Here is a 22,891-nt window from a genome sequence, read left to right as displayed (position 1 = left end):
AAACAGGCGGCGAGAATAAGGCCGTGCTTCGTTAAGGGTTGGTAAGGAATAATGGTGAATCTCTTGTCCGTGATGCGGAAGGGTTACGCCTGCGGCATCATCCTCCGCTTGACAGGCTTGGCGCGCTCCCGCATCTGGCGCCATTTCCAGGATTTTCAACGATGTCGCAACTCCTCGAGGCGCTTTTTCTCGGCCTCATCGAAGGCTTGACGGAATTCCTCCCGGTCTCCTCCACCGGTCACCTGCTCCTCGTGGGCCACTTCCTTGGCTTCGAGTCCACGGGCAAGACCTTCGAGGTGCTGATCCAGCTCGGAGCGATCCTGGCGATCCTGTCCGTGTACTTCAACAAGCTCTGGTTGATCGCCAAGGCTCTGCCGCACGATCCGATGGCACGCCACTTCGCCATCGGCGTTGTGGTGGCTTTCCTGCCTGCGGCCCTGATCGGCGCCGTGCTGCACGGCTTCATCAAGCAGGTGCTGTTCGATCCATGGATCGTGTGCATGACGCTGATTGCAGGCGGCTTCGTGCTGCTGGCCATCGACCGGCTGCCGCTGGAGGCGACGAAGACCGACGCGACACGCTTTCCCATGTCGATGTACCTCAAGATAGGCCTCATCCAATGCGCGGCGATGATCCCCGGCGTGTCCCGCTCGGGCGCAACCATCGTGGGCGCCATGCTCATGGGCGCCTCGAAGCGCGCGGCGGCGGAGTTCTCTTTCTTTCTCGCCATGCCCACCATGGCCGGCGCCTTCACCTACGATCTGCTGAAGAACTACAAGATCCTCTCCGCCGACGATGCCCTCGTCATCGGTGCGGGCTTCCTCTCCGCCTTCGTGGCCGCGCTGCTGGTGGTGAGGCTGCTGCTGGACTACGTCTCCCGCCACGGCTTCACGCCCTTCGCCTATTGGCGCATTCTGGCCGGCGCCGCGGGCCTCGCGGGCCTGATCGTCTACGGCTGAACAATGCTTGCCCGTGACGAAGCCATCGCCGTCGTTCTGTCCATCGCGGTCGCGCTGCTTGTTGTAACATTCGCGGCGATCCTAGGCGCAGGCGCGGAGCCTCAGAGTTCAAACCCTGGCCCATCCTGTGCCGAATGGACCGACGGCTGCGTCGTCTGCCGCCGCGTCCCGGAAGGGCTGGCCTGTTCGACGCCCGGGATTGCCTGCACCCCGACGCGGCCCCGCTGCCTCAGGCCCGCGGGTGTCCCGATCTAGGGAACCGTCTTGTCCGGATAGCGGCAGAGGTCGTTGACGGGGCAGCGCCAGCATTCGGGCCTGCGCGCCTTGCAGATGTAGCGGCCGTGCAGGATCAGCCAGTGATGGGCGTGAAGACGGTACTCGCCGGGAATCAAGTTTTCGAGGGCCTCCTGCGTCTCCAGCGGCGTCTTCGTGATCGCCAGGGGCAGGCGGTTGGTGACGCGGAAGATATGCGTGTCCACCGCCACCCGCGGATCGCCGAAGGCGATGTTGACCACCACGCTCGCGGTCTTTCGGCCCACCCCCGGCAGGGTCTCCAGGATCTCGACGGAGTTGGGCACCTCGCCGCCGAACTCCTCGACCAGGCGCTTGGCCATGGCGATGACGTTCTTGGCCTTGGTGTTGAAGAAGTTGAGGGTCCTGATGTGCTGACGCAGTCCCTCCTCCCCGAGGTCCAGCATCTTCTGCGGCGTGTCGGCAATAGGAAAAAGCGCCTTGGTGGCCTTGTTCACGCCCACGTCGGTTGCCTGGGCCGAGAGGGTGACCGCCACGAGCAGGGTATAGGGATTGGTGTAGTCGAGCTCGCCCTTGGGCTCGGGGTTGGCTGCGTGCAGGCGCCGGAAGATCTCGATCATCGTTGCCCGATCGACAGGCCTGGGGGTGCGGGCGCGCAACGCCTTTCCGACGGCCTTTGCCGGAACGGAGGGCTTCGGCTTCGTCTTGGCGGGAGTGCGGCGGGAGGCTTGCTTCAGATCTGACATTCCTGCGTTATATCTGGGCTATGGACGGCAGCAAGGCGACATTTGGCGAGACGGAGCGGTTCGAGCAGCCGGTCTTCTCGGCCGTCATCCGCCCGCACCGGTCGCTGAGCCCTCAGGGGTTCAGAATCGTCATGGTGCTCGTCTGCCTCACCTCCGTGGTGGCGAGCGTGCCCTTCCTCATCCTGGGATTCTGGCCGGTGGCCGGCTTCTTCGGCCTCGATTTTCTCGGCCTCTACATCGCCTTTCGGGTGAGCTACCGGCAGGGCGAAGCCTTCGAGCTTCTCGAACTGACGCCGATCCGGCTCCTGTTCCGCAAGGTCAGCCCCAGGGGCGAGGTGAGGGACTGGCAGTTCAACCCGCTCTGGACCCGCCTGGACCGGGAGGTGGACGAGGAATACGGGATGCAGAGCCTGGCGCTGGCCTCCCGCAACGAGCACGTGGTGATCGCCCGCGACCTCTCCCCGCCCGAGCGCGAGACCCTGGCCGAGGCGCTCGGGCGCGCCCTCGCCGACGTGAAGCGGGGCTATTGAGACGGAGCACCGCGGCGGATTCCTGTTTTCCTCACCCACCCTTCCCGCCTAGATTGGGCCATGCTTCTCCGCCTGTTGTGTTCGCGCACCCTTCTCCTGGTTCTCGCCCTGTCCCTGAGCAGTTGCGGCTATATTCCGAGGCCCGTGGCGGGCGTGCCGCCCGGAGCGCCCTGGGATGCGCTGCCTCTGCGCAAATGGCTCGCGGAGGACCGGGCCGAGCCGGTGGCCCTGGCCTTCTGCGCTCCGCCCGAGTGCGGCCCCGGCCTCGCTGTGAGCGTCATCCGGATGACGGGCCGGGATGCGGACGTGACGGAGGCCCTCCTGAAGGATCCGGAGCGCCTGGCGCGGGCCCTGCGCTCCCCTGCAGGGCGCACGAAGCCGGTGCGGACCCATGTCACGGTCGAGCGCCTCCCGGGCGAGGCCTATCCCGGCTTTGCCATCGATCTCGCCCCCGCAGACGGCGGCAAGCCTCCGGCTCACGGTGCGGCCTTCGGCCGGCGCGAGGGCGACAACCTGTCGGTCGTCCTCGTGATCGGCGAGGCGCGGGACGCTGTCCGGCGGACGGCCCGTGAGGTCGCTGCCCGTGAATTGGGCTCCTGAAGGCGTTGTTTCTTGAACTCTTTGGCTTTATGGCGTGGGGCACGTTGAAAACAGCCCGAGGCCTCCATGAAAGCGCGTGTCACCGTCACCCTCAAGAACGGCGTTCTCGACCCCCAGGGCAAGGCCATCGAAGGCGCGCTCAAGTCTCTCGGCGTCGAAGGGATCGCCGGCGTGCGCCAGGGCAAGGTCTTCGACATCGAGCTGGAGACGGCGGACAGGGCCCAGGCCGAGGCCTCTCTGAAAGCCGCCTGCGAGAAGCTCCTGGCGAACACCGTCATCGAGAATTACCGCGTCGAGATCGCGTGAGGCCTTTATGAAATCCGCCGTCATCGTCTTCCCCGGATCCAATCGCGAAGGCGATGTGGTGCGGGCGCTCAAAATGGCCGGCTCCCAGGTGGAGAAGGTCTGGCATGCCGAGACCGAGCTGCCCAAGGGCACGGATCTCGTGGTTCTTCCCGGCGGCTTCTCCTACGGCGACTATCTGCGCTGCGGGGCGATTGCCGGCCGCGCCGCCGCGATGGATGCGGTGCGGGCGCATGCGGCTCGCGGCGGCCTGGTGCTCGGCATCTGCAACGGCTTCCAGATCCTGTGCGAGTCGGGGCTTCTTCCCGGCATCCTGATGCGCAACGCGAACCTCAAGTTCATCTGCCACCGCCAGTTCCTGCGGGTCGAGCGCAACGACACCGCCTTCACCAGGAATTACGCCAAGGGGCAGGCCATCGATGTGTGCGTGGCGCATGGCGAGGGCAACTACACGGCGGACGAGGAGACCCTGAAGCGCCTCGAAGGCGAGGGCCTGGTGGCCTTCCGCTATGCCGATGCGCAGGGCCACATCACCCAGGACGCCAACCGCAACGGCTCCATGAATTCGATTGCGGGCATCTACTCAGAGAAGCTCAACGTGCTCGGCATGATGCCCCATCCGGAAAACCTGGTCGAAAGCCTCGTGGGTGGCACCGATGGACGCGGCCTGTTCGAGAGCCTCGTGTCGAGTTTTCCGAAAGCGGCCTAACCCCTCTCCCGGGTGGGAGAGGGGCAGGGGTGAGGGCCCGACGCAGCCCGATAGGGCGCTACGGTCCTGACCCCTCCTCAAGGCGGCTTCGGCGGTTGCCTCCGATTCCGCTCACAACCCTCACCCCGCTCGCTCACGCGAGCGACCCTCTCCCAACCGGGAGAGGGTGAAAGAAGCGAGACCCCGATGATCCGCAACGACGTCGCCATCACCCCGGAGCTGGTCAAGGAGCACGGGCTGAAACCCGATGAGTACGAGCGCTTCGTGAACCTGATCGGCCGCGAGCCGACGATCACCGAGCTCGGCATCGTCTCGGCCATGTGGAACGAGCATTGCTCGTACAAGTCCTCGCGCATCCACCTGCGCGGCCTGCCGACGAAAGCGCCGTGGGTGATCCAGGGTCCGGGCGAGAATGCGGGCGTGATCGACATCGGCGATGGCTTGGCCTGCATCTTCAAGATGGAAAGCCACAACCACCCCTCCTTCATCGAGCCCTACCAGGGCGCGGCGACGGGCGTGGGCGGGATCCTGCGCGACGTGTTCACCATGGGCGCGCGCCCCATCGCGGCGCTGAACTTCCTGCGCTTCGGGGAGCCTTCCCATCCCAAGACCCGCCACCTCGTCTCCGGCGTGGTGGCCGGCATCGGCGGCTACGGCAATTCCTTCGGCGTGCCGACGGTGGGCGGCTCCGTGGGCTTCGACAAGCGCTACAACGGCAACATCCTGGTCAACGCCATGGCGGTCGGCCTCGCCCGCACGGACGAGATCTTCTATGCCAAGGCCACGGGCGTCGGAAACCCGATCGTCTATCTCGGCTCCAAGACCGGCCGCGACGGCATCCACGGCGCCACCATGGCGTCGGCCGAGTTCGACGAATCCTCGGAGGAAAAGCGCCCCACCGTGCAGGTGGGCGACCCCTTCGCCGAGAAGCTGCTCTTGGAAGCCTGCCTCGAGCTCATGAAGTCTGGCGCGGTCATCGCGATCCAGGACATGGGCGCGGCGGGTCTCACCAGCTCCGCGGTCGAGATGGGCGCGAAGGGCAATCTCGGCATCGAGCTCGACCTCGACAAGGTGCCCTGCCGCGAGGAGGGCATGACCGCCTACGAGATGATGCTGTCGGAAAGCCAGGAGCGCATGCTCATGGTGTTGAAACCCGGCATGGAACGGCAGGCCGAGGCCATCTTCCACAAATGGGGCCTGGACTTCGCGGTGATCGGCAAGACCACCGACACCCTGCGCTTCGTGATCAAGCACCAGGGCGAGGTGAAGGCCGATCTGCCCATCAAGGAGCTCGGCGACGAGGCTCCCGTCTATGACCGTCCCTGGGTGGAAAGCCCGAAGCAGCCGGTGATTGATCCTGCGAGCGTGAAGGCGCCCATGTCCGAGGCCGAGGCGCTCCTCAAGCTCGTGGGCTCACCGGACCAGTGCTCCAAGCGCTGGGTCTGGGAGCAATACGACCACCTCATTCTCGGCAACACGGTCCAGGTTCCGGGCGGCGACGCCGCCATCGTGCGCATCGAGGACGGGCCGAAGGGCCTGGCGCTCACCACCGACGTGACGCCGCGCTATTGCGAGGCCGACCCGTTCGAGGGCGGCAAGCAGGCGGTGGCGGAGGCCTGGCGCAACATCACGGCGGTGGGCGGCCTGCCGCTCGCCATCACCGACAACCTCAACTTCGCCAGCCCCGAGCGGCCCGAATCCATGGGCCAGTTCGTCGGCTGCCTGAAGGGCATCGGCGAGGCCTGCCGGGCCCTCGACTTCCCCGTCGTGTCCGGCAATGTCTCCCTCTACAACGAGACCAACGGCCAGGGCATCCTGCCGACCCCGGCCATCGGCGGCGTGGGCCTCCTCGACGACGTGACGGTGAACGCCTCCATCGCCTTCAAGGCCGAGGGCGAGGCCATCATCCTGATCGGCGCCACGCAAGGATGGCTCGGCCAGTCGATCTACCTGCGCGACGTCTGCGGCCGGGAGGACGGCGCCCCGCCGCCGGTCGATCTGGCCCAGGAGAAGCGCAACGGCGACTTCGTGCGCCAGCTCATCCGCTCCGGGCAGGTGAAGACGGTGCACGACTGCTCCGACGGCGGCATTGCCCTGGCGCTCGCCGAGATGGCCATGGCCGGCAATGTGGGCGCGGAGATTACGGCCTATCCGGACGGCCTCCCCCTCCATGCCTTCCTCTTCGGCGAGGACCAGGGGCGCTACCTGATCGCGGTGGACGAGGATGTGGCCGCCGACATCCTCTACGAGGCCGGCGCCGTCGGCATCCCGGCTGTGACGCTGGGCATCACGGGGGGCGATTCGTTGATTCTGCCGGGCCGGCAGGCCATATCCGTGAGGCAGCTGAAGGCGGCCCACGAGGCTTGGCTGCCCGACTACATGGCCGGAAAGGCTTGAGGAGTTTGATCCATGCCAATGGATGCGCGTGAAATCGAGAGCATGATCAAGGCCGCCCTGCCGGATGCGGTCGTGGAGATCAAGGATCTGGCGGGCGACGGCGATCACTACGCCGCCACCGTCACGTCCTCGGCCTTCAAGGGCAAGTCGCGGGTTCAGCAGCACCAGATGGTCTATGCAGCGCTGCAAGGCCGCATGGGCGGCACCCTCCATGCCCTTGCATTGACGACGCTGGCACCCGACAATTGAAGCACGAGCCCGGCGCCTTGACCGCCGGAGCCCAAGGAGAATTCCATGACCGACGCCCGTCAGGTGATCGACAACGAAGTGAAGTCCAACGACGTCGTGCTCTTCATGAAGGGCACGCCGCAATTCCCCATGTGCGGGTTCTCGGGCCAGGTGGTCCAGATCCTCAACTACCTCGGCGTGCCCTACAAGGGCATCAACGTGCTCGAGGACGAGGGCATCCGCCAGGGTATCAAGGACTATTCCAACTGGCCGACCATTCCCCAGCTCTACGTCAAGGGCGAGTTCATCGGCGGCTGCGACATCACCCGCGAGATGTTCCAGGCCGGCGAGCTGCAGCAGCTCTTTGCCGACAAGGGCATTCAGGTTCAGCAGAGCGCCTGATCGGGTCGCTTGCGAGGATTTAATGAAGGCGGGGCATCGGCCCCGCCTTTTTCGTTGCGGAACGGCCCGCCCCTCGCCCTCAGGGAGAGGTGCGCCGGAATCCTGCCCTCCAAGCGAGGGGGCTTCTTATGTCGCATTCCGTCAATGGCTCCGTTTCCGGCACAATGCGGGTTCTGACTGGATCAAGGCCGCTGCCGACAACAACCAGAATGCAGCGGCTGGTACTGGGGGCCTTTTCATGCTCGATCGGGAGACGAACGTCGTCGCCTTCAAGCCGCGTACGGCCGTGGCGCACCATCCGAGAAGCCTCATGGAGCGGGTCTATGCGGCCGGATCGCTCGCCTTGAGGGCCGACGACCGGGCCACCAAGATGGCGGCCACGATGCTGCAGGCGCTAGGATTCCTGGTGATCGAGGAGATCCTGGCCGACGGAACGCTCCGCCGCCTCGAGCGGGGTCAGGCGAAGCAGGCCCTCGACCGGCCCTGGCGGCTCTCGAAGCCGGCCTTCTCCGGCGAGATCGGCGTTCCCGACGGCGGCGGAGCCCTTCCGACCTGAGCATCGGGCCTCGATGCCTCGATTGTTCTGTTGGCCCTTCGACGCTGCGGGTGTAGCCTGTCCAGGATGGTCCAGGTCGGCTTTCTGCCGATCTGCACGTCCAGGCGCGTGGAAGGGGACCTTTGAATGTCGCCCGCCCAATCCCTCATCTGCAAAGGCTGCTGGCAGCAATTGAAGATCCCCGTGCCTCTGCGCGGTCCGGCCTCGATGCCTTTTCGGGTCTTCGGCATTCGCCCGAGCCGGATGAATCCGAACACCTGCACGGTCTGCGAACTCATGTTCACGCGCATCATGAGGGCCCGCAAGATCCCCGTCGACGTGTCCGTGTTGTTTGCGGACCTCAGAGGCTACACGGCCTTGTCCCAGTCGCTTCCGCCCGATGCGGTCTCGTCCCTGCTCGATGCCTTCTATGACGAATGTGCGGGGGCCATCTGGGAGTATGACGGCCTTCTCAACAAGACGATCGGCGATTCCGTCATGGCCATCTTCGGTTTTCCGATCCAGCTGCCCAACCACGCCGAGCAGGCCGTGCGGGCGGCGCGCGAGATCCAGCGCCGCTGCGAGGCCCGCCGCAGGACCCTCCTGGCTGAGAACGGGGGCCTTGAGGGAAGCGAACTCGGGGTCGGGATCGGCATCGACTCGGGCACGGTCAGCTTCGGAGAGTTCGGTCGGTCTCATCGCGACCTGACCGCGATCGGGCCCGTGGTGAACACGGCCGCCCGTGCGCAAGCTGCGGCCAGAACGGGCGAAATCCTGGTGACCCGAACCGTTTACGAACGGGCTGGGCGCGATCAGGTCAGAGGCGAGGGGCAGGAATACCCTTTGAAGGGCTACGAGGCCCCGGTGCAGCTCTACGCGGCCTGACGGGCGTCCGCCTTCAAGAACGGTTCAAGGCCGCCTTCACCAGGGCAAGGGCATCGGGCGAGGCCCAGTCGGCCGGCCCCTTTAGCAACGCAATCTCGCAGCCTGACGGATCGACCACGAATGTGGTGGGCAGGCCGACCACGTGGCCCGATTTCTGCAGCACCTGCAGCAGCTTGCCCTCCGGGTCGGCATAATAGGCCAGGTTCCTGATGCCGTTCTCCTGCAGCCAGGCCCGCGGCTTCTCGCGGTTGCGGGTGTCCACGTTGATGGCGACCACCTCGAAATCTTGCCCGCCGAGCTCGGCCTGGAGCCTGTCCAGGGCCGGCATCTCCTCCCGGCAGGGCACGCACCAGGTGGCCCACAGGTTGACCAGAACGGTCTTGCCCCTGAAAGCGGCAAGGCCGAGGGGCTGCCCTTCCGGCCCGGCGAAGGCGATGGCCGGAGGGGGCTTGGGGGCATTGCTGACCCCGACGGCAGCCACCTCGCCCCTGGCCAGCGGCTTCAGACGCTCGGCCGTTGCCCTCGAGGCCCGGCATTCGGCAACGCCAGCCGCCGTCGGATCGCGGGGCGTCAGACCGAACCAGGCCGCTCCGGCTCCGGCGGCAACGAGGGCGGCAAGACCTACGAGCCAGGTTCTTCTGGATTTCACTGCGTTCGACATCGGCCGTGATGTGGCGCTTTTCGGTTCCGGCCTCAAGCCCCGGCGGAGGGAACGGCCACGTTTTGGCAGGTCACAATCCCGTGGCGGCGGAGGCTGACGTGTTTGATACCTTGCCTCTCGCATCTCGATTCTCTTCCCGCTATGGTGCGGCCACGTTTCGGAGCCTCTCGATGTCGTCCAGCCTGTCTTTCTCCCGTCTTGTCTTCGTGGCCGGCCTTCTCGCCCTGGGTCTTTCGGCCTGCGGCCGTCGCGGTGCGCTCGAGCCGCCGCCGAATGCAGCGGCGCAGGCCGCCGAGGCCCAGCAGCAGGCCGCCACAAGCGACACCGCCCTCCCCTCGCCTGTCGGAACGCCCCGCTCCACGCCGCGCCAGGGCTATACGATCCCGAACAAGCCCTTCATCCTCGACCCGCTGCTCTAGGCCCTTCCATGCATCATTTCGCGTATCGTGACGGCGTCCTCCATGCGGAGGGCGTCGATCTCAGCCGGCTCGCGGGCGAGGTCGGAACGCCGTTCTACTGCTATTCGAGCGCGACGCTCGAGCGGCACTACAGGGTCTTCGCCGAGGCCTTCGCCGACACGGACGCCCTCGTCTGCTACGCCATGAAGGCGAACTCGAACCAGGCGGTGCTGAAAACCCTGAGCCGACTCGGCGCAGGCATGGATATCGTTTCCCAGGGCGAGCTGCGCCGGGCGCTGGCCGCCGGCGTTCCGGGGGAGCGCATCGTGTTCTCCGGCGTCGGCAAGACGCCCGAGGAGATGGCCTTCGCCCTCGACAGCGGCATTCTCTGCTTCAACGTGGAATCCGAGCCCGAGCTGGAGGCGCTCTCGGAGGTGGCCCTTTCCAAGGGCATGCGCGCGCCGATCTCCATCCGCATCAATCCGGATGTGGACGCCAAGACCCACGCCAAGATCTCGACGGGCAAGTCCGAGAACAAGTTCGGCATTCCGATCTCCCGTGCCCGCGAGGTCTATGCGCGGGCAGCCTCCCTCAAGGGCATCGAGGTGACCGGCGTCGACATGCATATCGGCAGCCAGATCACGGATCTTCAGCCCTTCGACAACGCCGCAGCCCTGCTCGCCGAACTCGCCCGCGACCTCATGGCGGACGGGCACAGGCTGCATCACATCGATCTCGGCGGCGGCCTGGGCGTGCCCTACCGCGAGAACAACGAGCCTCCTCCCGATCCGCAGGCCTATGCGGCGATCATCAAGCGCCATACCCAGGATCTCGGCCTGAAGCTCGTCTTCGAGATGGGCCGCTTGATCGCCGGCAATGCGGGCGTGCTCGTCGCCCGCGTGATCTATGTGAAGGAAGGAGCCGACAAGCCCTTCGTGATCGTGGATGCGGCGATGAACGACCTCATCCGCCCGACGCTCTACGAGGCTCATCACGACATCAAGCCGGTGGTGGAAGCCTCGCCCGACACGCCGCGCATCGTCGCCGACGTGGTCGGCCCCGTCTGCGAGACCGGCGATTATCTCGCGCTCTCCCGGGACATGCCTGCCGTTAAGGCCGGGGACCTCATCGCGATCATGACGGCGGGCGCCTATGGCGCGGTCCAGGCCAACACCTACAACACGCGCCTTCTCGTGCCCGAGGTGCTGGTGCGCGGTGATGACCACGCCGTGGTGCGCCCACGCCCCAGCTACGAGGACCTGATCGGCCTCGACCGCATCCCCGGCTGGCTCGACTGAGACGGCAGTTCCGCGACAGAAAAACCACCGGCGGCCAACCTGCCGGCGCTTCCGCTTGAGAGCGATTCCGTCTCAGATCACGAACAGATCCTTGCAGCTCATGCTCGCAACGCTCTTCAGCTGTGCGATCTCCAAGACTGCCTGCGGGCCCGAGCCGTCCGCATCGTAGAACAGGTTGCGGACGTTCCACGAAGGGCGCTCCCGAAACGATCCTCTTATTTGAGAGAAGCAGGATCGCTCTTTCACGATCGTGACGGCAAGCTCAACAGATTGGCTGGATTTTCTGAAAGATGATTGCCGCCATGGATCCGCACCAACGGCTCAATTGTTATATTGATGTCATTGCTGAGCGCATGCGCCGCTGTATCGCCTGCGGGAACAAGGCGACAAAAGGCTGCCAAGCTTGGGCGTTCCCCACGGCCGCAAGAGCCCGGCAGACACTCACCTCTTCTTGAAGGGGCGTGCCGATTTGGCCGCTGGTCATCCGAACCGGCCGTGCTAGCTTCCTTACGGGGGTTCTGCACATTCCGTGCAGCGGGAGACGTTTGGCATGAGTGAAGGCCCGAACCCGACGCCTGGACGCGACACCTTGAACCAGCGGTTCGGGCGCTTGGTCGCCCATGCCCGCTGGTCCCTGTGGTGGGAGGAGGCCTGGCCCCGGCTGTGGCTGCCCCTTGCCATCGTGCTCCTGTTCCTCACCCTGTCATGGCTGGGTCTGTGGCTCGACATGCCTCTTCTGTGGCGCACCGTCGGCCTGGGGCTGTTCACCGCAGCCTTTCTCCTGTCCCTCTGGCCCATCCTGCGCCTGCGGCTGCCGAGCCGGACCCGTGCCCTCGACCGCCTCGACCGGGAGACAGGCCTCGCCACGGGGCCCGCCCGCGTGCTCGACGACACCCTGGCCCTCGGCTCCTCCGATCCTGGCACCCGGGCGCTCTGGGCCCTGCACCGCCGGCGCGCGGAGGAGGCCGTGGGCCGGATGCGCGTGGGCCTGCCCCGCCCGGACATGCCCCGGCGCGACCGCTATGCCTTGCGGGCGGCGGGCGTCCTCGCGCTCGTGACCAGCGCCTTCGTGGCCGGGCCCGAGATCGGGTCGCGCCTCACCGCCGCCTTCGACTGGCGTCAGACGGAGGCGGCCGCTCCCACTTTCCGCATCGACGGCTGGGTCGACCCGCCGCTCTACACGCGCATGCCCCCCCTCATGATAGATCTCGCCCGGGGCCAGAGCCTGCGTGCGCCCATGCGCTCTACGGTGGTCGTCCGCATCGCCGGCGAGGGCAGCGCCGAGATCAAGCCCGGCAAGGGCCTGACGCCCCTGCCACCCAAGACCGGCCAGCGCACCGACATGCGCGAGGAGCGCTATACCCTCGAGGGCTCCAGCCAGCTCACGATCAGCACGGGCTTTGCCCACAGCACCACCCTGACCATCGAGGCGATCCCCGACCGTATGCCCGAGATCGCCTTCACAACACCTCCCGAGGTCAATGCCCGGGGCACCTTTACCCTCTCCTACAAGGGCAAGGACGATTATGGCATCGTCGCGCTCGACGGCATCGTAGAGAAGGCCGACAACAGCAAGGGCCGCTCCCTCGTGCCGGCGCCCCAGCTCACCCTGGCGCTTCCGGGCCACGAGGAGAACGCCCCCGACACCAAGTCCCCAGTGGATCTGACGAACCATGCCTGGGCGGGCGCGCCGGTGACGATCCGGCTCAAGGCCAGGGACGAGGCCGGCCAGGAGGCCACGAGCGAGGCGCTCAGCTTCACCCTGCCGCAGCGCCCCTTCACCAATCCCCTCGCGAAAGCCCTGGTCGAGCAGCGGCGCAACCTGGTGCTCGCCCCGGACGACCGCAAGCGCGTGCAGGTGGCCCTCGATGCCCTGCTGATCGCCCCGGAGGACTACACCCCGCAATGGGGCGTGTTCATGGGCCTGCGCGCCGGCGCGGAGCGCCTGCGCGTCGCCAGGACCGATCAGGACCTGCTCGAAGTGGCCGAATGGCTTTGGACCATGGCGCTGCAGATCGAGGATGGCGGGCTCTCCGATGCGGAGCGGGAGTTGCGTGCGGCCCAGGAGCGCCTCAGGGAGGCCATGGACCGGGGAGCGCCTAACGAGGAGATCCGGCGCCTCACGGAGGAACTGCGGCAGGCCATGGACAAGTTCCTGCGCGAGTTCGCCCAGCGCATGCAGCAGAACCAGCAGCAGTCGCAGAACCAGAACCAGCGCATGCCGGACCGGATGGTCACCCAGGACGACCTGAACCGGATGCTGCAGCAGATGGAGGAGGCCATGCGCCGCGGCGACGTGGCCGAGGCCCAGCGCCTCCTGGAGCAGTTGCGCAACATCCTGGAGAACCTTCAGACGGCCCAGCCCAACAACCGCATGACCGATCCGCTCGGGCGCGAGATGAACCAGGCCATGCAGGACTTGGAGGACATGGCGCGCGAGCAGCAGAACCTGCGTGACGAAACCTTCCGCAACGGCCAGAACCAGCGCATGCAGCAGGGCGACCGCAACGGCCAGCGCCAGCAGGGTCAGCGGCAGGGCCAGCGCCAGCAAGGGCAACGCCAGCCCGGTCAACAGGGCCAGCAGGGCGAAGGTCAGGAGCAGGCCGAGAGCGGCCAAGGCGGCCGGGACCAGGATCCCCTGGGTCTCCGGCAGCGGCAGCAGGCTCTGCGGGAACGGCTCGAGGAACTGCAGAGGCGGATGCAGGGCATGGGCATGCAGGGCGAGCAGGGCCTGAGCGATGCCGAGCAGGCCATGCGGGATGCCGAGGGTGCCCTGGGCCATGGCCAGGATGGACCGGCAGTCGATGCCCAGGGCCGCGCGCTCGAGAACCTGCGGCGCGGCATGCAGGGCATGGCGCAGCAGATGCAACAGATGCAGCAGGGCGACGGTCAGGGGAACGAGCAGGCCGGCGACCAGCCGGGCCAGGGCAATCCTCAGGGCAATCAGCAGACCGGCCAGCAGAACAACGATCCGCTCGGCCGCCCCATGCGGACGCGCGACTTCTCCGACGGCCGCGTCGATGTGCCCAGCGCCGGCCAGTCGCCGGCCCAGCGCGCGCAGCGGATCCTGGAGGAATTGCGGCGCAAGCTGGGTGACCCCACCCGTCCGCAGGAGGAACTCGATTATTTCGAGCGGCTGTTGCGCCGAAACTGATCCAGGGTTAACGAGCGCCCTGCCTTGCCGCTACGTCCGGGCCGCCGTGCCCGGACACCATCCTTCATGGAACACCAATGACCAGTTTTGCCGATCTGCTCGTGCCGATTGCGGTTGTCGCCGTTGCTTTCGTGCTGCTTCTGGGGCTCATCAACATGCTGCGCGGCGGGAGCCCCAACCGGTCGCAGCACCTCATGCGCCTGCGCGTCCTGCTTCAGTTCCTCGCCATCGTGGTGATCATGGGCATCATCTGGTGGAGAGCGGCGTAGGCTATCCCGTATTGACACTTTTTCGCCACGGTTTGTATTAAGAGATCGTTAGCCATGACGGCGTAGCCTGATGGCATTATTTTTTTGGTTATGGATCTCTTAATGCGCCCCAGTCCAGCCATCGGCCTGAGTCTTCTGATCCTGTTGATGGGATCGTCAGGCGCCATCGGCTCCGACTTCAAGCGGCAATCACCTTCCCCTCAAGCATCTCCCCAACCAAGCCTTCTTTCCGAGTTCCGCTTCGGCTTCTCCGCCCAGGACCCGTGGGGCGTAGAAGGACGCGACGGCTCCGCAAATCTCACCGGCGAGATCCTATTCTCAAAGCCTTTCACCGTCTCCGATCTCTTCACCAGCTACTTCATCCCCCGGCCGCATATCGGCGGCAGCCTGAACTTCGACGGCGGCACGAGCTTCGCCTATGCGGGCCTGTCCTGGACGGTGGATGTCACGCCCCACATCTTCGTGGAAGGCAGCTTCGGGGGCGCCGTTCATAACGGCAGGGATCGTCCTTACGACGACCGCCAGGCTCTCGGCTGCTCGCCCCTGTTTCGCGAGTCGGGCTCGGTAGGCGTGCGCCTTTCGGCCAACTGGAGCGTGCTGGCAACGGTCGAGCACCTCTCCAACGGCGGCACCTGCTCCGACGGCAATCGGGGCCTGACGAATATCGGCGCGCGGGTCGGGTATTCGTTCTAGCGCATCCTGCGGACGTATCCGGTTTTCCGCACTGGACGATGCGCCACTGGAGGAATAGAGCATCGGGTCAGGCCCAGAATGCCTCTCACTGCTGGGCCGATGCAGCATATCCCAACCTCGGGCGCCCCATGGTCGTTCTCAACCGCATCTACACCCGCACCGGTGACACGGGCACCACGGCTCTTGCCGCAGGCGGGCGCCGCCCGAAGCACGATCTGCGCATCGAGGCCTATGGCACGGTGGACGAGACCAATGCCTGCATCGGGCTGGTTCGCCTGCACACCGCGGGCCACGAGATCGACGCGATGCTCGGACGCATCCAGAACGACCTCTTCGACCTCGGCGCCGATCTGGCCACCGTGGAGACCGACAAGCCGCTTCCCTATGAGCCCCTGAGGATCACGCAAGCGCAGGTGGACCGCCTCGAGCAGGAGATCGACCGCCTCAACGGCGAATTGAGCGTGCTCCGCTCCTTCGTCCTCCCGGGCGGCACGCCGGCGGCTGCGGCGCTTCACCTCGCCCGCACGGTCTGCCGCCGGGCGGAGCGCCACGTGGTCGAGCTCATGGAGAAGCCGGGCGAGAAGGTCTCGCCGGAAGCCGTGAAGTACCTGAACCGCCTCTCCGACTTCCTGTTCGTCGCATCCCGTTACGTCAACGACAAGGGTGCGCTCGACGTCCTATGGGTGCCGGGCCAGAACCGTTAGGAGCGGTCCCATGTTCCTGCCGCTCCACGACGGCGTCCCGCTCAAGCACATGAAGACGCCGCTCGCGACGCGGTTTCTGATCGGCCTCTGCATCCTCACCTATCTTCTCACCTTCTACGGCCCTCCCGGCGCGGATGCGATGGTGGGCGGCTTGGGCCTCATCCCGTCCGTGCTCTTCGGCACCGAGGTTCTGCCCGAAGGCTATCCCTTCGTTCCTGTGCCGCTGACCCTGGCCACCAACATCTTCCTGCACGGCTCCCTGTTCCACCTGATCGGCAACATGCTGTTCCTGTGGGTGTTCGGCGACAACGTGGAGGACGCCATGGGGCATTGGCGCTTCATCGCCTTCTTCCTGCTCTGCGGCATGGCCGCCAGCCTCGCCCATGCCTTCATCACCGCCGAGCCGCATCGCCCATTGATCGGCGCGTCCGGCAGCGTGTCGGGCGTGGTGGCGGCCTATCTCATCCTTTACCCGCGCGTGAAGATCTGGGGGCTCTTCCTGAAAGGGATCCCGCTGCACCTGCCCGCCTATTGGGCCATCGGCTTCTGGTTCGTGCTCCAGTTCGCCTCCGCCTTCCTCGGCGGGGACGAGGGCGTGGGCTGGTTCGCCCATCTTGGCGGCTTCGTCGCGGGCGCTATTCTCATCCCCATCATGCGCCGCCGCTACGATCCCGTGCTTGCCCGCGTCCAGGCGCAGGAACTGCAAGCGCCGCGTTGACAATCGGATGCTGACCGCTAGGGTCCATCCGCCTTTTTCCTATATGTCCGGAGAGCCGAGTTTCGGCCATATCCGGGATCTGCCATTGGTGAGGACGGACGAATGAAGCTTCTTGTCTGTGTGAAGCGGGTTGTGGACTACAACGTCAAGATCCGGGTGAAGCCCGATGGATCGGGAGTCGAGCTCGCCAACATCAAGATGTCCATGAACCCCTTCGACGAGATCGCCGTCGAGGAGGCGGTGCGCCTGAAGGAGCAGGGCAAGGCCACCGAGATCGTTGCCGTCTCCATCGGCCCGAGCCAAGCCGGCGAGACGATCCGCACCGCTCTCGCCATGGGCGCCGACCGCGGCATCCTGGTCAAGACCGACGCCACCGTCGAGCCGCTCGCCGTCGCCAAGATCCTGGCCAAGGTGGTCGAGCAGGAGAAGCCCGACCTGATCATCATGGGCAAGCAGGCCATCGACGACGATTCCAACCAGACCGGCCAGATGCTCGCCGCCCTGCTGGGCTGGCCGCAGGGCACCTTCGCCTTCAAGGTGAATGTCGGCGAGGGCTCTATCGATGTCACGCGCGAGGTCGATGGGGGCCTGCAGACGGTGGGCCTGAAGCTGCCCGCCATCGTCACCACGGACCTGCGCCTCAACGAGCCGCGCTATGCATCGCTTCCGAACATCATGAAGGCCAAGAAGAAGCCGCTCGACGAGACCTCGCCCGAAACCCTCGGCGTCGATGTCAGCCCGCGCCTCAAGGTGATCAAGACCGCCGAGCCCGGCGGCCGCAAGGCGGGCGTGAAGGTCGGCTCCGTGGCCGAACTGGTGCAGAAGCTCAAAGTTGAAGCCGGCGTGCTCTAAGAGGACCAGAGACCAATGACCACCCTGCTGATTGCCGAGCACGACAACGCTCACCTGAAGGATGCCACCCACAAGGCGCTCTCCGCCGCAAAGGCGCTCGGCGCCCCCGTGCATGTGCTGGTCGCCGGCTCCAACGCCCGCGCGGCCGCGGAAGCCGCCGCAAAGCTCGAGGGCGTGGAGAAGGTGCTGCTGGCGGACGCCGCTCCCTACGAGCATCAGCTCGCCGAGCCCACCGCGGCGCTCATCGTGTCGCTCGCCAGTTCCTACGATGCCCTGGTGGCGCCCGCCACCAGCAAGGGCAAGAACATCATGCCGCGCGTGGCCGCACTCCTCGACGTGATGCAGGTTTCCGACATCACCAAGGTGGTGTCGCCCGACACCTTCGAGCGGCCGATCTATGCCGGCAACGCCATCCAGACGGTGCAGGCCACCGATGCCAAGAAGGTGATCACCGTTCGCACGGCGGCCTTCCCGGCCGCGGGGGAAGGCGGGTCGGCCGCCATCGAGACCGTCAATGCTGCCGAGGATCCCGGCGTGTCCACCTTCAAGGGCGAGGAGATCGCCCAGTCGGATCGGCCCGAGCTGACTTCGGCCCGGATCATCATCTCGGGCGGGCGTTCGCTAGGCTCGGCCGAGAACTTCACCAAGTACATCGAGCCGATCGCCGACACCCTGGGCGCCGCCATGGGCGCCTCGCGCGCGGCGGTGGATGCGGGCTATGCCCCCAACGACTGGCAGGTGGGCCAGACCGGCAAGGTGGTGGCGCCCGACCTCTACATCGCGGTCGGCATCTCCGGCGCCATTCAGCACCTGGCGGGCATGAAGGACTCCAAGGTGATCGTGGCCATCAACAAGGACGAGGAGGCCCCGATCTTCCAGGTGGCCGATTACGGCCTCGTCGGAGACCTCTTCCAGATCCTGCCGGAACTGAAGGAGGAGTTGACCAAAGCCGGGTAATAAGGTCAGGAATAATGACGGACCGGGCGGAGCCTCCGCCCGGCCGCTTTGACGGTTGGATGCAGGCAGCGGATCGATGGGCATTGAGATCAAGACGGTGGGCGTGATCGGCGCGGGGCAGATGGGCAGCGGCATCGCCCATGTCTGCTCGCTCGCGGGGTTCAACGTCCGGCTCAATGATCTCTCCGAGGAGCGGATCAATGCCGGCCTCGCCACCATCAACGGCAACATGGCGCGCCAAGTCTCCAAGGGAGCCATCGCCGAGGGCGACCGTCAGGGCGCGCTCGAGCGGATCCGTCCTGCCCTATCCTATGACGATCTCTCCACCTGCGACATCGTCATCGAGGCGGCGACCGAGAGCGAGGAGGTGAAGCGCAAGATCTTCACCAATCTCTGCCCGTCACTCCGCCCCGACGCGATGATCGCCACCAACACCTCCTCGATCTCGATCACGCGCCTGGCGGCGGCCACGGACCGGCCGGAGAAGTTCATCGGCATCCACTTCATGAACCCGGTGCCGGTGATGCAGCTCGTCGAGCTGATCCGCGGCATTGCCACGGACGATTCGACCTATGAATCGGCCAAGCAATTCATCGGCAAGCTTGGCAAGACCTCGACCGTGGCCGAGGATTTCCCGGCCTTCATCGTCAACCGCATCCTGCTGCCGATGATCAACGAGGCGATCTATACCCTCTACGAGGGCGTGGGGTCGGTGGAGGCCATCGACACGGCCATGCGGCTCGGCGCCAACCATCCCATGGGCCCTCTCCAGCTCGCCGACTTCATCGGCCTCGACACCTGCCTCTCGATCATGCAGGTGCTGCACGAGGGTCTCGCCGATTCCAAGTACCGCCCCTGCCCCCTTCTGGTGAAATACGTGGAAGCAGGCTGGCTTGGCCGAAAGACGAAGCGCGGCTTCTACGATTACCGCGGCGAGAAGCCGGTTCCGACCCGCTAAACATCACACGACGTCAGATCCAAAAGACGCATCCACATCCTGTGGGTGCGTCACAAACGTCCTGCCTGCGATCTTCACAACAGCGTCACACTGCCTATAGTCTAATTGGACGGGAAGCGACTCTTTCTCCTGCCTAAGAGGGAGGTGAGGTGACGATACACGTCCAGCCTGTTGTGCGACCGGAGGCCTGCCCGGCCCTCGTCCTCAATGCCGATTACCGGCCTTTGAGCTACTATCCCTTGTCCATCTGGTGCTGGCAGGATGCGATCAAGGCGGTCTTCCTCGACCGGGTGAACATCGTCTCCGAATACGACAAGGTCGTGCGAAGTCCGACCTTCGAAATCCGCCTCCCCTCGGTTATTTCCTTAAAAACCTACGTCAAGCCGTCGCGGCACCCGGCCTTCACCCGCTTCAACGTCTTCCTCCGCGACCGTTTCAGCTGCCAGTATTGCGGAGCCCGCGAGGACCTCACCTTCGATCACGTCATTCCCCGCTCCAAGGGCGGGCAGACCACCTGGGAAAACGTCGTCGCCGCCTGCGCGCCCTGCAACCTCAGGAAGGGGGACAAGCTGCCCCGCGAGGTGGAGATGTGGCCCCGGCAGAGCCCCTTCGCCCCCACAATCCACGATCTCCACTCCAACGGGCGCCTGTTCCCGCCGAACTACCTCCACGACAGCTGGATGGACTACCTGTACTGGGACAGCGAACTGGAGCCGTAAGGCCCCTCCCCCAACTGTCGCTCCTCAAGGCGCCGTCACGTCAAGCGGCCCCGGGCCGCAACGGGCAAATCACCCACGATCCGGTCCCCCCGCACCGTGACCAGCCGGTCCACCATGTTCACCACCACGCAGACATGGTTCGGCACGATGCGCACCACGTCGCCGATGTTCGGGCGATCGTTGCAGGCCGAGAGGTCGAGGAACCCGTGCTCCTCGGCAAAGCGGGCGATCTTGGCCTGCGGATGCTCCAGGATGAGGCCGTGCCCCTCTAGGCCGCCGTTATCGCTCGTCAGGGTCTTCGAGCCGGAATCGAGAATGCCCCGTTCAGGTCCCGCCCGGCTCACCACCGTCGCATAGACCGTGAGCGCGCAATCCTCCAGCCCCGCGATGCCGGCTGCCAGCATCATGCGGTCGTTGAACACCGAGGTTCCAGCCCGGTGCTCGGTGACGCCCTTGATCTTGCCGAGGTTGCGCAGGTTCGGCGTGCCGCCCGTCGAGACCATGCGCGGCTCGAGCCCAAACTCCCGCACACCGGCCGTCGCCGCATCGAGGAAACCTTGAGTCTCGGCCATCGCATCCTCGGGCGGATAGAGCATGAAGCCCGCAAAATTGAGTCCCGGACGGGATGCGATGGCCGTTGCCAGCGCCACGGCCTCGGCCACGGTCTCGACCCCGGCCCGCTTGCGCCCCGTATCGCATTCCACGACCACGTCGAGATCGCGCCCGGCGATGGCGGCGGCCTGCGGCAGGCCCGCCACGACGACCGGGTTGTCCGCCGCCACCGTCACCTTCGCCTGCGACAGCAGCCTGCCGAGACGGGCGAGCTTCTCCTCCCCCAGGATGTTGTAGGCGATGAGGATGTCGTCAAAACCTGCTTCCGCCATGATCTCGGCCTCGCCGAGCTTCTGGCAGGTGATGCCCCGAGCCCCCGCGTCGCGCTGCATGGCGGCGATGACCGGGCTCTTGTGCGTCTTGATGTGGGGCCGGTTCGCAACGCCCGCCGCGTGGCACAGGGCCTGCACCCGGGCGATGTTGCGCTCGACCACGTCGAGATCGATCACCACCGCCGGCGTCCCGAATTGCCGCGCGACCTCTTCCTTGAGAGCCTGGATGCTCATGAATCTCCCCGATCCCGTTTCACTGGAGGCTAACGGGGCAGCGCCAAGGGGGGCAAGCTCACCGGCCGAAATAAAGGCCCTTGCGGGCAGCGGCCAGGGCCGCGAAGGCGGCAAGCCCCAGCGAGATGAGCACGTTCCAGCCGGCGAGCGACAGGCCAAGGAAGCGCCAGGCGGCTTCCGTGCAGCTGACCACCCGGGTGTTCTGCAGCTGGTTCAGGAAATCGCCCATAGTGCCCGCGCCTGCGCCCGCACCACCGCCGCAATCGCTCGGGCCTGCGAAGAGACCCCATTCCACGCCGGAATGATAGGCGCCGAGCCCGGCGCTCACGAGGAAGATCAGGCTTAAGAGCCACAGGCCGGCCTTCGCCCAGCGCGGGGGCAGGAGAGCCGCCCCGAGGCCGAGCGGAACGGCGATGTAGTACGGGTTACGTTGGGTCAGGCAGAGCTTGCACGGCACATAGCCGAACACATGCTCGAAGATCAGCGCGCCGCCGACGGTCGCCGCAGCCCCCAGGGCGACCGCCAGAGCGGCTTGGCGCATGGTCAGAGCGAGACGCATCGATCCCTTCTCCTAGAACAGAAACTTGAAGGCGACGAAGCCGCCAACGAGGGCCGCGATGCCCACGGTTGCGACGAGATTGAAGTTCTCGTCGATGATCGCCTTGATGCGCGGCCCGAACTGGCTCATCAGCAGGGCCACGAGGAAGAACCGGGCGCCGCGGGTCAGGATCGAGAGGGCGATGAACCAGCCGAGGTGATAGCCCGCGAAGCCCGAGGTGATGGTGACGAGCTTGTAGGGAATCGGGGTCAGGCCCTTGAGCAGGATCACCCAATGGCCGTAATCGGCATAGGCGTGCCGGAAGGTCTCCGCTCCCTCCGTCAATCCGTAAAGCTGGAAGACCCAGGCCCCGATGGAATCGTAGAGTCCCAAGCCGATGAAATAGCCCAGGACGCCGCCGAGCACCGAGGCGATGGTGCAGATGAGCGCATAGGACCAGGCCTTGTCGGGCCGCGCCAGCATCATGGGCACGAGCATCACGTCCGGCGGAACCGGAAAGAAGGAGCTCTCCGAGAACGAGACCAGGGCCAGCGCATAGGGGGCGGAGGGCCGGGCCGCGAGAGAGAGGGTCCAGTCGTAGAGGCGTCTGAGCATGAGGGTCCGACGGGTTCGGGTGCCAACCGGGGCTCACTGCCCCGCGCCCCTTTGAGCACATGGCGCCTTGAAAGGCGAGAGGCTCGCCTTGCGGCGTCGCTTCACACCTCGCGCATTGACCGGGCTTTACCGGTCATGGTACGTCGCAGGTCCTTGCCCCTGTGGCGGAATTGGTAGACGCGCTCGACTCAAAATCGAGTTCCGCAAGGAGTGCTGGTTCGATCCCGGCCAGGGGCACCATCCGCCTGCTTTTCTGATCTTTCAAGACATTCTCTCAGAGCAGGCCGTCACCCAACCTCCCGGCAAAGCATTCGAAGGGTTAGCGCCTTCGAGGTAGCCCACCTTTGCCGTTGCGGACGGCACATGGTCCGGAACAAATGGCCACGCCGAAAACGCCAGGTGCGGCGACGGAACGGGCAAAGCAAAGGGGCGCTTCCAGGATCTTTCGGCATGATCATTGATGTTTCAGGCCACGAGGAGGGGCTTGTGATGGATTTTCAGATTGAATGCGTTGCGCGTGCCCTGTTCTCCGCCGAAGACAATGGCCAATCGTGGGAGAGCGCCCCGGAGGATCTCAGGGAAGAGTTCCGAGATCTCGCCCGCACCGCCTTGTGGCTGCTGTCGCATCACCGCCCCCATGAGGCGGTCGAGAGCGAGAAGGCCCCGTTTCCCTACGCTGCCTAGTCATCCATC

The 22,891-nt window shown here is 65.8% G+C and carries 27 protein-coding genes and 1 tRNA gene; 23 read left to right on the top strand and 5 right to left on the bottom strand.

Translation table 11 applies throughout. The features are described from left to right. Positions 1-161: 161 nt before the first annotated feature. Positions 162-959, top strand: a complete 798-nt coding sequence (locus GR303_RS11540; protein ID WP_161723372.1) for an undecaprenyl-diphosphate phosphatase — start codon at positions 162-164, stop codon at positions 957-959. 251 nt (positions 960-1,210) lie between these two features. Here GR303_RS11540 and nth read toward each other — a convergent pair whose 3' ends face one another. After that, a complete protein-coding gene (gene nth / locus GR303_RS11535) occupies positions 1,211-1,957 on the bottom strand; it encodes an endonuclease III (protein WP_161723371.1) in 747 nt (248 codons plus the stop codon). Between the two features lie 20 nt (positions 1,958-1,977). On the opposite strand from nth, the gene GR303_RS11530 reads away from it, so the two are divergent. The 9 genes from GR303_RS11530 to GR303_RS11490 all read left to right on the top strand — a co-directional run bounded on the left by GR303_RS11530 (position 1,978) and on the right by GR303_RS11490 (position 8,546). Then, complete coding sequence (locus GR303_RS11530; protein WP_161723370.1) at positions 1,978-2,487, top strand: DUF2244 domain-containing protein; 510 nt, start codon at positions 1,978-1,980, stop codon at positions 2,485-2,487. A gap of 60 nt (positions 2,488-2,547) precedes the next feature. Continuing rightward, positions 2,548-3,087, top strand: a complete 540-nt coding sequence (locus GR303_RS11525) for a hypothetical protein (RefSeq protein WP_161723369.1) — start codon at positions 2,548-2,550, stop codon at positions 3,085-3,087. Positions 3,088-3,153: 66 nt separating this feature from the next. Beyond that, positions 3,154-3,393, top strand: coding sequence for a phosphoribosylformylglycinamidine synthase subunit PurS (gene purS / locus GR303_RS11520; RefSeq protein WP_161723368.1), 240 nt, complete (start codon positions 3,154-3,156; stop codon positions 3,391-3,393). A 7-nt stretch (positions 3,394-3,400) separates the two neighbouring features. After that, positions 3,401-4,099: a phosphoribosylformylglycinamidine synthase subunit PurQ gene (gene purQ, locus GR303_RS11515; protein ID WP_161723367.1), complete on the top strand. Its 699-nt coding sequence runs from the start codon at positions 3,401-3,403 to the stop codon at positions 4,097-4,099. A gap of 186 nt (positions 4,100-4,285) precedes the next feature. Beyond that, positions 4,286-6,496 carry a phosphoribosylformylglycinamidine synthase subunit PurL gene (purL, locus tag GR303_RS11510; RefSeq protein WP_161723366.1) on the top strand — a complete coding sequence of 737 codons (2,211 nt, stop codon included), beginning with the start codon at positions 4,286-4,288 and terminating at the stop codon, positions 6,494-6,496. A gap of 12 nt (positions 6,497-6,508) precedes the next feature. Next, positions 6,509-6,745: a BolA family protein gene (locus GR303_RS11505; RefSeq protein WP_161723365.1), complete on the top strand. Its 237-nt coding sequence runs from the start codon at positions 6,509-6,511 to the stop codon at positions 6,743-6,745. A 45-nt stretch (positions 6,746-6,790) separates the two neighbouring features. After that, a complete protein-coding gene (gene grxD, locus GR303_RS11500) occupies positions 6,791-7,126 on the top strand; it encodes a Grx4 family monothiol glutaredoxin (RefSeq protein WP_161723364.1) in 336 nt (111 codons plus the stop codon). 238 nt (positions 7,127-7,364) lie between these two features. Continuing rightward, the gene (locus tag GR303_RS11495; protein ID WP_246205612.1) at positions 7,365-7,682 is read left to right on the top strand and encodes a hypothetical protein; all 318 of its coding nucleotides are present in this window, start codon (positions 7,365-7,367) and stop codon (positions 7,680-7,682) included. 126 nt (positions 7,683-7,808) lie between these two features. Beyond that, positions 7,809-8,546: an adenylate/guanylate cyclase domain-containing protein gene (locus tag GR303_RS11490; RefSeq protein ID WP_201752021.1), complete on the top strand. Its 738-nt coding sequence runs from the start codon at positions 7,809-7,811 to the stop codon at positions 8,544-8,546. A gap of 13 nt (positions 8,547-8,559) precedes the next feature. Here the strand turns inward: GR303_RS11490 and tlpA are convergent, their stop codons facing one another. Next, entirely contained in the window at positions 8,560-9,207 is a 648-nt protein-coding gene (tlpA, locus tag GR303_RS11485) for a thiol:disulfide interchange protein TlpA (protein WP_161723363.1), read from the bottom strand. Positions 9,208-9,377: 170 nt separating this feature from the next. Between tlpA and lptM the strand changes: the two genes are divergently transcribed. The 11 genes from lptM (at position 9,378) to GR303_RS11430 (ending at position 19,927) form a co-directional block, all read left to right on the top strand. Then, positions 9,378-9,626: an LPS translocon maturation chaperone LptM gene (gene lptM, locus GR303_RS11480; RefSeq protein ID WP_246205611.1), complete on the top strand. Its 249-nt coding sequence runs from the start codon at positions 9,378-9,380 to the stop codon at positions 9,624-9,626. A gap of 8 nt (positions 9,627-9,634) precedes the next feature. Next, positions 9,635-10,903, top strand: coding sequence for a diaminopimelate decarboxylase (gene lysA / locus GR303_RS11475; protein WP_161723362.1), 1,269 nt, complete (start codon positions 9,635-9,637; stop codon positions 10,901-10,903). A gap of 550 nt (positions 10,904-11,453) precedes the next feature. Then, positions 11,454-14,057 (top strand): TIGR02302 family protein, encoded by a 2,604-nt coding sequence (locus GR303_RS11470; RefSeq protein ID WP_161723361.1) that lies wholly within the window; start codon positions 11,454-11,456, stop codon positions 14,055-14,057. A 77-nt stretch (positions 14,058-14,134) separates the two neighbouring features. Continuing rightward, the gene (locus GR303_RS11465; protein ID WP_161723360.1) at positions 14,135-14,326 is read left to right on the top strand and encodes a twin transmembrane helix small protein; all 192 of its coding nucleotides are present in this window, start codon (positions 14,135-14,137) and stop codon (positions 14,324-14,326) included. 102 nt (positions 14,327-14,428) lie between these two features. Beyond that, entirely contained in the window at positions 14,429-15,019 is a 591-nt protein-coding gene (locus GR303_RS11460) for an acyloxyacyl hydrolase (protein ID WP_161723359.1), read from the top strand. 128 nt (positions 15,020-15,147) lie between these two features. Then, positions 15,148-15,723 (top strand): cob(I)yrinic acid a,c-diamide adenosyltransferase, encoded by a 576-nt coding sequence (locus GR303_RS11455; RefSeq protein ID WP_161723358.1) that lies wholly within the window; start codon positions 15,148-15,150, stop codon positions 15,721-15,723. A 10-nt stretch (positions 15,724-15,733) separates the two neighbouring features. Then, the gene (locus GR303_RS11450) at positions 15,734-16,441 is read left to right on the top strand and encodes a rhomboid family intramembrane serine protease (RefSeq protein ID WP_161723357.1); all 708 of its coding nucleotides are present in this window, start codon (positions 15,734-15,736) and stop codon (positions 16,439-16,441) included. Between the two features lie 102 nt (positions 16,442-16,543). Then, the gene (locus tag GR303_RS11445; RefSeq protein WP_161723356.1) at positions 16,544-17,293 is read left to right on the top strand and encodes an electron transfer flavoprotein subunit beta/FixA family protein; all 750 of its coding nucleotides are present in this window, start codon (positions 16,544-16,546) and stop codon (positions 17,291-17,293) included. 15 nt (positions 17,294-17,308) lie between these two features. Next, positions 17,309-18,250: an electron transfer flavoprotein subunit alpha/FixB family protein gene (locus GR303_RS11440; RefSeq protein WP_161723355.1), complete on the top strand. Its 942-nt coding sequence runs from the start codon at positions 17,309-17,311 to the stop codon at positions 18,248-18,250. A gap of 76 nt (positions 18,251-18,326) precedes the next feature. Next, positions 18,327-19,208 (top strand): 3-hydroxybutyryl-CoA dehydrogenase, encoded by an 882-nt coding sequence (locus GR303_RS11435; RefSeq protein WP_161723354.1) that lies wholly within the window; start codon positions 18,327-18,329, stop codon positions 19,206-19,208. A 149-nt stretch (positions 19,209-19,357) separates the two neighbouring features. Further along, a complete protein-coding gene (locus GR303_RS11430; RefSeq protein WP_343038451.1) occupies positions 19,358-19,927 on the top strand; it encodes an HNH endonuclease in 570 nt (189 codons plus the stop codon). Between the two features lie 35 nt (positions 19,928-19,962). On the opposite strand, the gene GR303_RS11425 is transcribed toward GR303_RS11430, so the two are convergent. From GR303_RS11425 to GR303_RS11415, 3 genes are read right to left on the bottom strand one after another with little or no spacing between them, the layout of a single operon-like run. Continuing rightward, positions 19,963-21,045 (bottom strand): D-TA family PLP-dependent enzyme, encoded by a 1,083-nt coding sequence (locus GR303_RS11425; RefSeq protein ID WP_161723353.1) that lies wholly within the window; start codon positions 21,043-21,045, stop codon positions 19,963-19,965. Positions 21,046-21,103: 58 nt separating this feature from the next. Further along, a complete protein-coding gene (locus GR303_RS11420) occupies positions 21,104-21,604 on the bottom strand; it encodes a disulfide bond formation protein B (protein WP_161723352.1) in 501 nt (166 codons plus the stop codon). A 12-nt stretch (positions 21,605-21,616) separates the two neighbouring features. Beyond that, the gene (locus GR303_RS11415) at positions 21,617-22,198 is read right to left on the bottom strand and encodes a YqaA family protein (protein WP_161723351.1); all 582 of its coding nucleotides are present in this window, start codon (positions 22,196-22,198) and stop codon (positions 21,617-21,619) included. A gap of 155 nt (positions 22,199-22,353) precedes the next feature. Here GR303_RS11415 and GR303_RS11410 point away from each other — a divergent pair. Together GR303_RS11410 and GR303_RS11405 are read left to right on the top strand one after the other, a co-directional pair. Then, a tRNA-Leu gene (locus tag GR303_RS11410) sits at positions 22,354-22,438 on the top strand. Between the two features lie 249 nt (positions 22,439-22,687). Next, on the top strand, positions 22,688-22,882 hold the full coding sequence (locus GR303_RS11405) for a hypothetical protein (RefSeq protein ID WP_161723350.1): 195 nt from the start codon (positions 22,688-22,690) through the stop codon (positions 22,880-22,882). Positions 22,883-22,891 lie beyond the last annotated feature (9 nt).

Source organism: Microvirga arsenatis, from assembly GCF_009910705.1.
GTDB lineage: Bacteria > Pseudomonadota > Alphaproteobacteria > Rhizobiales > Beijerinckiaceae > Microvirga > Microvirga arsenatis.
The sequence above is the reverse complement of the archived record's forward strand: the minus strand, read 5'-3'. Positions and strand labels throughout refer to the sequence as shown.

Coding starts and splice junctions, on each gene's coding strand:
- GR303_RS11445 (WP_161723356.1), top strand. CDS start 16,544: ATGAAGCTTCTTGTCTGTGTGAAGCGGGTTGTGGACTACAACGTCAAG.
- lptM (WP_246205611.1), top strand. CDS start 9,378: ATGTCGTCCAGCCTGTCTTTCTCCCGTCTTGTCTTCGTGGCCGGCCTT.
- GR303_RS11405 (WP_161723350.1), top strand. CDS start 22,688: ATGGATTTTCAGATTGAATGCGTTGCGCGTGCCCTGTTCTCCGCCGAA.
- GR303_RS11440 (WP_161723355.1), top strand. CDS start 17,309: ATGACCACCCTGCTGATTGCCGAGCACGACAACGCTCACCTGAAGGAT.
- nth (WP_161723371.1), bottom strand. CDS start 1,957: ATGTCAGATCTGAAGCAAGCCTCCCGCCGCACTCCCGCCAAGACGAAG.
- GR303_RS11425 (WP_161723353.1), bottom strand. CDS start 21,045: ATGAGCATCCAGGCTCTCAAGGAAGAGGTCGCGCGGCAATTCGGGACG.
- GR303_RS11455 (WP_161723358.1), top strand. CDS start 15,148: ATGGTCGTTCTCAACCGCATCTACACCCGCACCGGTGACACGGGCACC.
- lysA (WP_161723362.1), top strand. CDS start 9,635: ATGCATCATTTCGCGTATCGTGACGGCGTCCTCCATGCGGAGGGCGTC.
- GR303_RS11530 (WP_161723370.1), top strand. CDS start 1,978: ATGGACGGCAGCAAGGCGACATTTGGCGAGACGGAGCGGTTCGAGCAG.
- GR303_RS11420 (WP_161723352.1), bottom strand. CDS start 21,604: ATGCGTCTCGCTCTGACCATGCGCCAAGCCGCTCTGGCGGTCGCCCTG.
- purS (WP_161723368.1), top strand. CDS start 3,154: ATGAAAGCGCGTGTCACCGTCACCCTCAAGAACGGCGTTCTCGACCCC.
- GR303_RS11435 (WP_161723354.1), top strand. CDS start 18,327: ATGGGCATTGAGATCAAGACGGTGGGCGTGATCGGCGCGGGGCAGATG.
- GR303_RS11460 (WP_161723359.1), top strand. CDS start 14,429: ATGCGCCCCAGTCCAGCCATCGGCCTGAGTCTTCTGATCCTGTTGATG.
- GR303_RS11450 (WP_161723357.1), top strand. CDS start 15,734: ATGTTCCTGCCGCTCCACGACGGCGTCCCGCTCAAGCACATGAAGACG.
- GR303_RS11465 (WP_161723360.1), top strand. CDS start 14,135: ATGACCAGTTTTGCCGATCTGCTCGTGCCGATTGCGGTTGTCGCCGTT.
- purQ (WP_161723367.1), top strand. CDS start 3,401: ATGAAATCCGCCGTCATCGTCTTCCCCGGATCCAATCGCGAAGGCGAT.
- GR303_RS11505 (WP_161723365.1), top strand. CDS start 6,509: ATGCCAATGGATGCGCGTGAAATCGAGAGCATGATCAAGGCCGCCCTG.
- GR303_RS11415 (WP_161723351.1), bottom strand. CDS start 22,198: ATGCTCAGACGCCTCTACGACTGGACCCTCTCTCTCGCGGCCCGGCCC.
- tlpA (WP_161723363.1), bottom strand. CDS start 9,207: ATGTCGAACGCAGTGAAATCCAGAAGAACCTGGCTCGTAGGTCTTGCC.
- GR303_RS11490 (WP_201752021.1), top strand. CDS start 7,809: ATGTCGCCCGCCCAATCCCTCATCTGCAAAGGCTGCTGGCAGCAATTG.
- GR303_RS11495 (WP_246205612.1), top strand. CDS start 7,365: ATGCTCGATCGGGAGACGAACGTCGTCGCCTTCAAGCCGCGTACGGCC.
- grxD (WP_161723364.1), top strand. CDS start 6,791: ATGACCGACGCCCGTCAGGTGATCGACAACGAAGTGAAGTCCAACGAC.
- purL (WP_161723366.1), top strand. CDS start 4,286: ATGATCCGCAACGACGTCGCCATCACCCCGGAGCTGGTCAAGGAGCAC.
- GR303_RS11470 (WP_161723361.1), top strand. CDS start 11,454: ATGAGTGAAGGCCCGAACCCGACGCCTGGACGCGACACCTTGAACCAG.
- GR303_RS11525 (WP_161723369.1), top strand. CDS start 2,548: ATGCTTCTCCGCCTGTTGTGTTCGCGCACCCTTCTCCTGGTTCTCGCC.
- GR303_RS11540 (WP_161723372.1), top strand. CDS start 162: ATGTCGCAACTCCTCGAGGCGCTTTTTCTCGGCCTCATCGAAGGCTTG.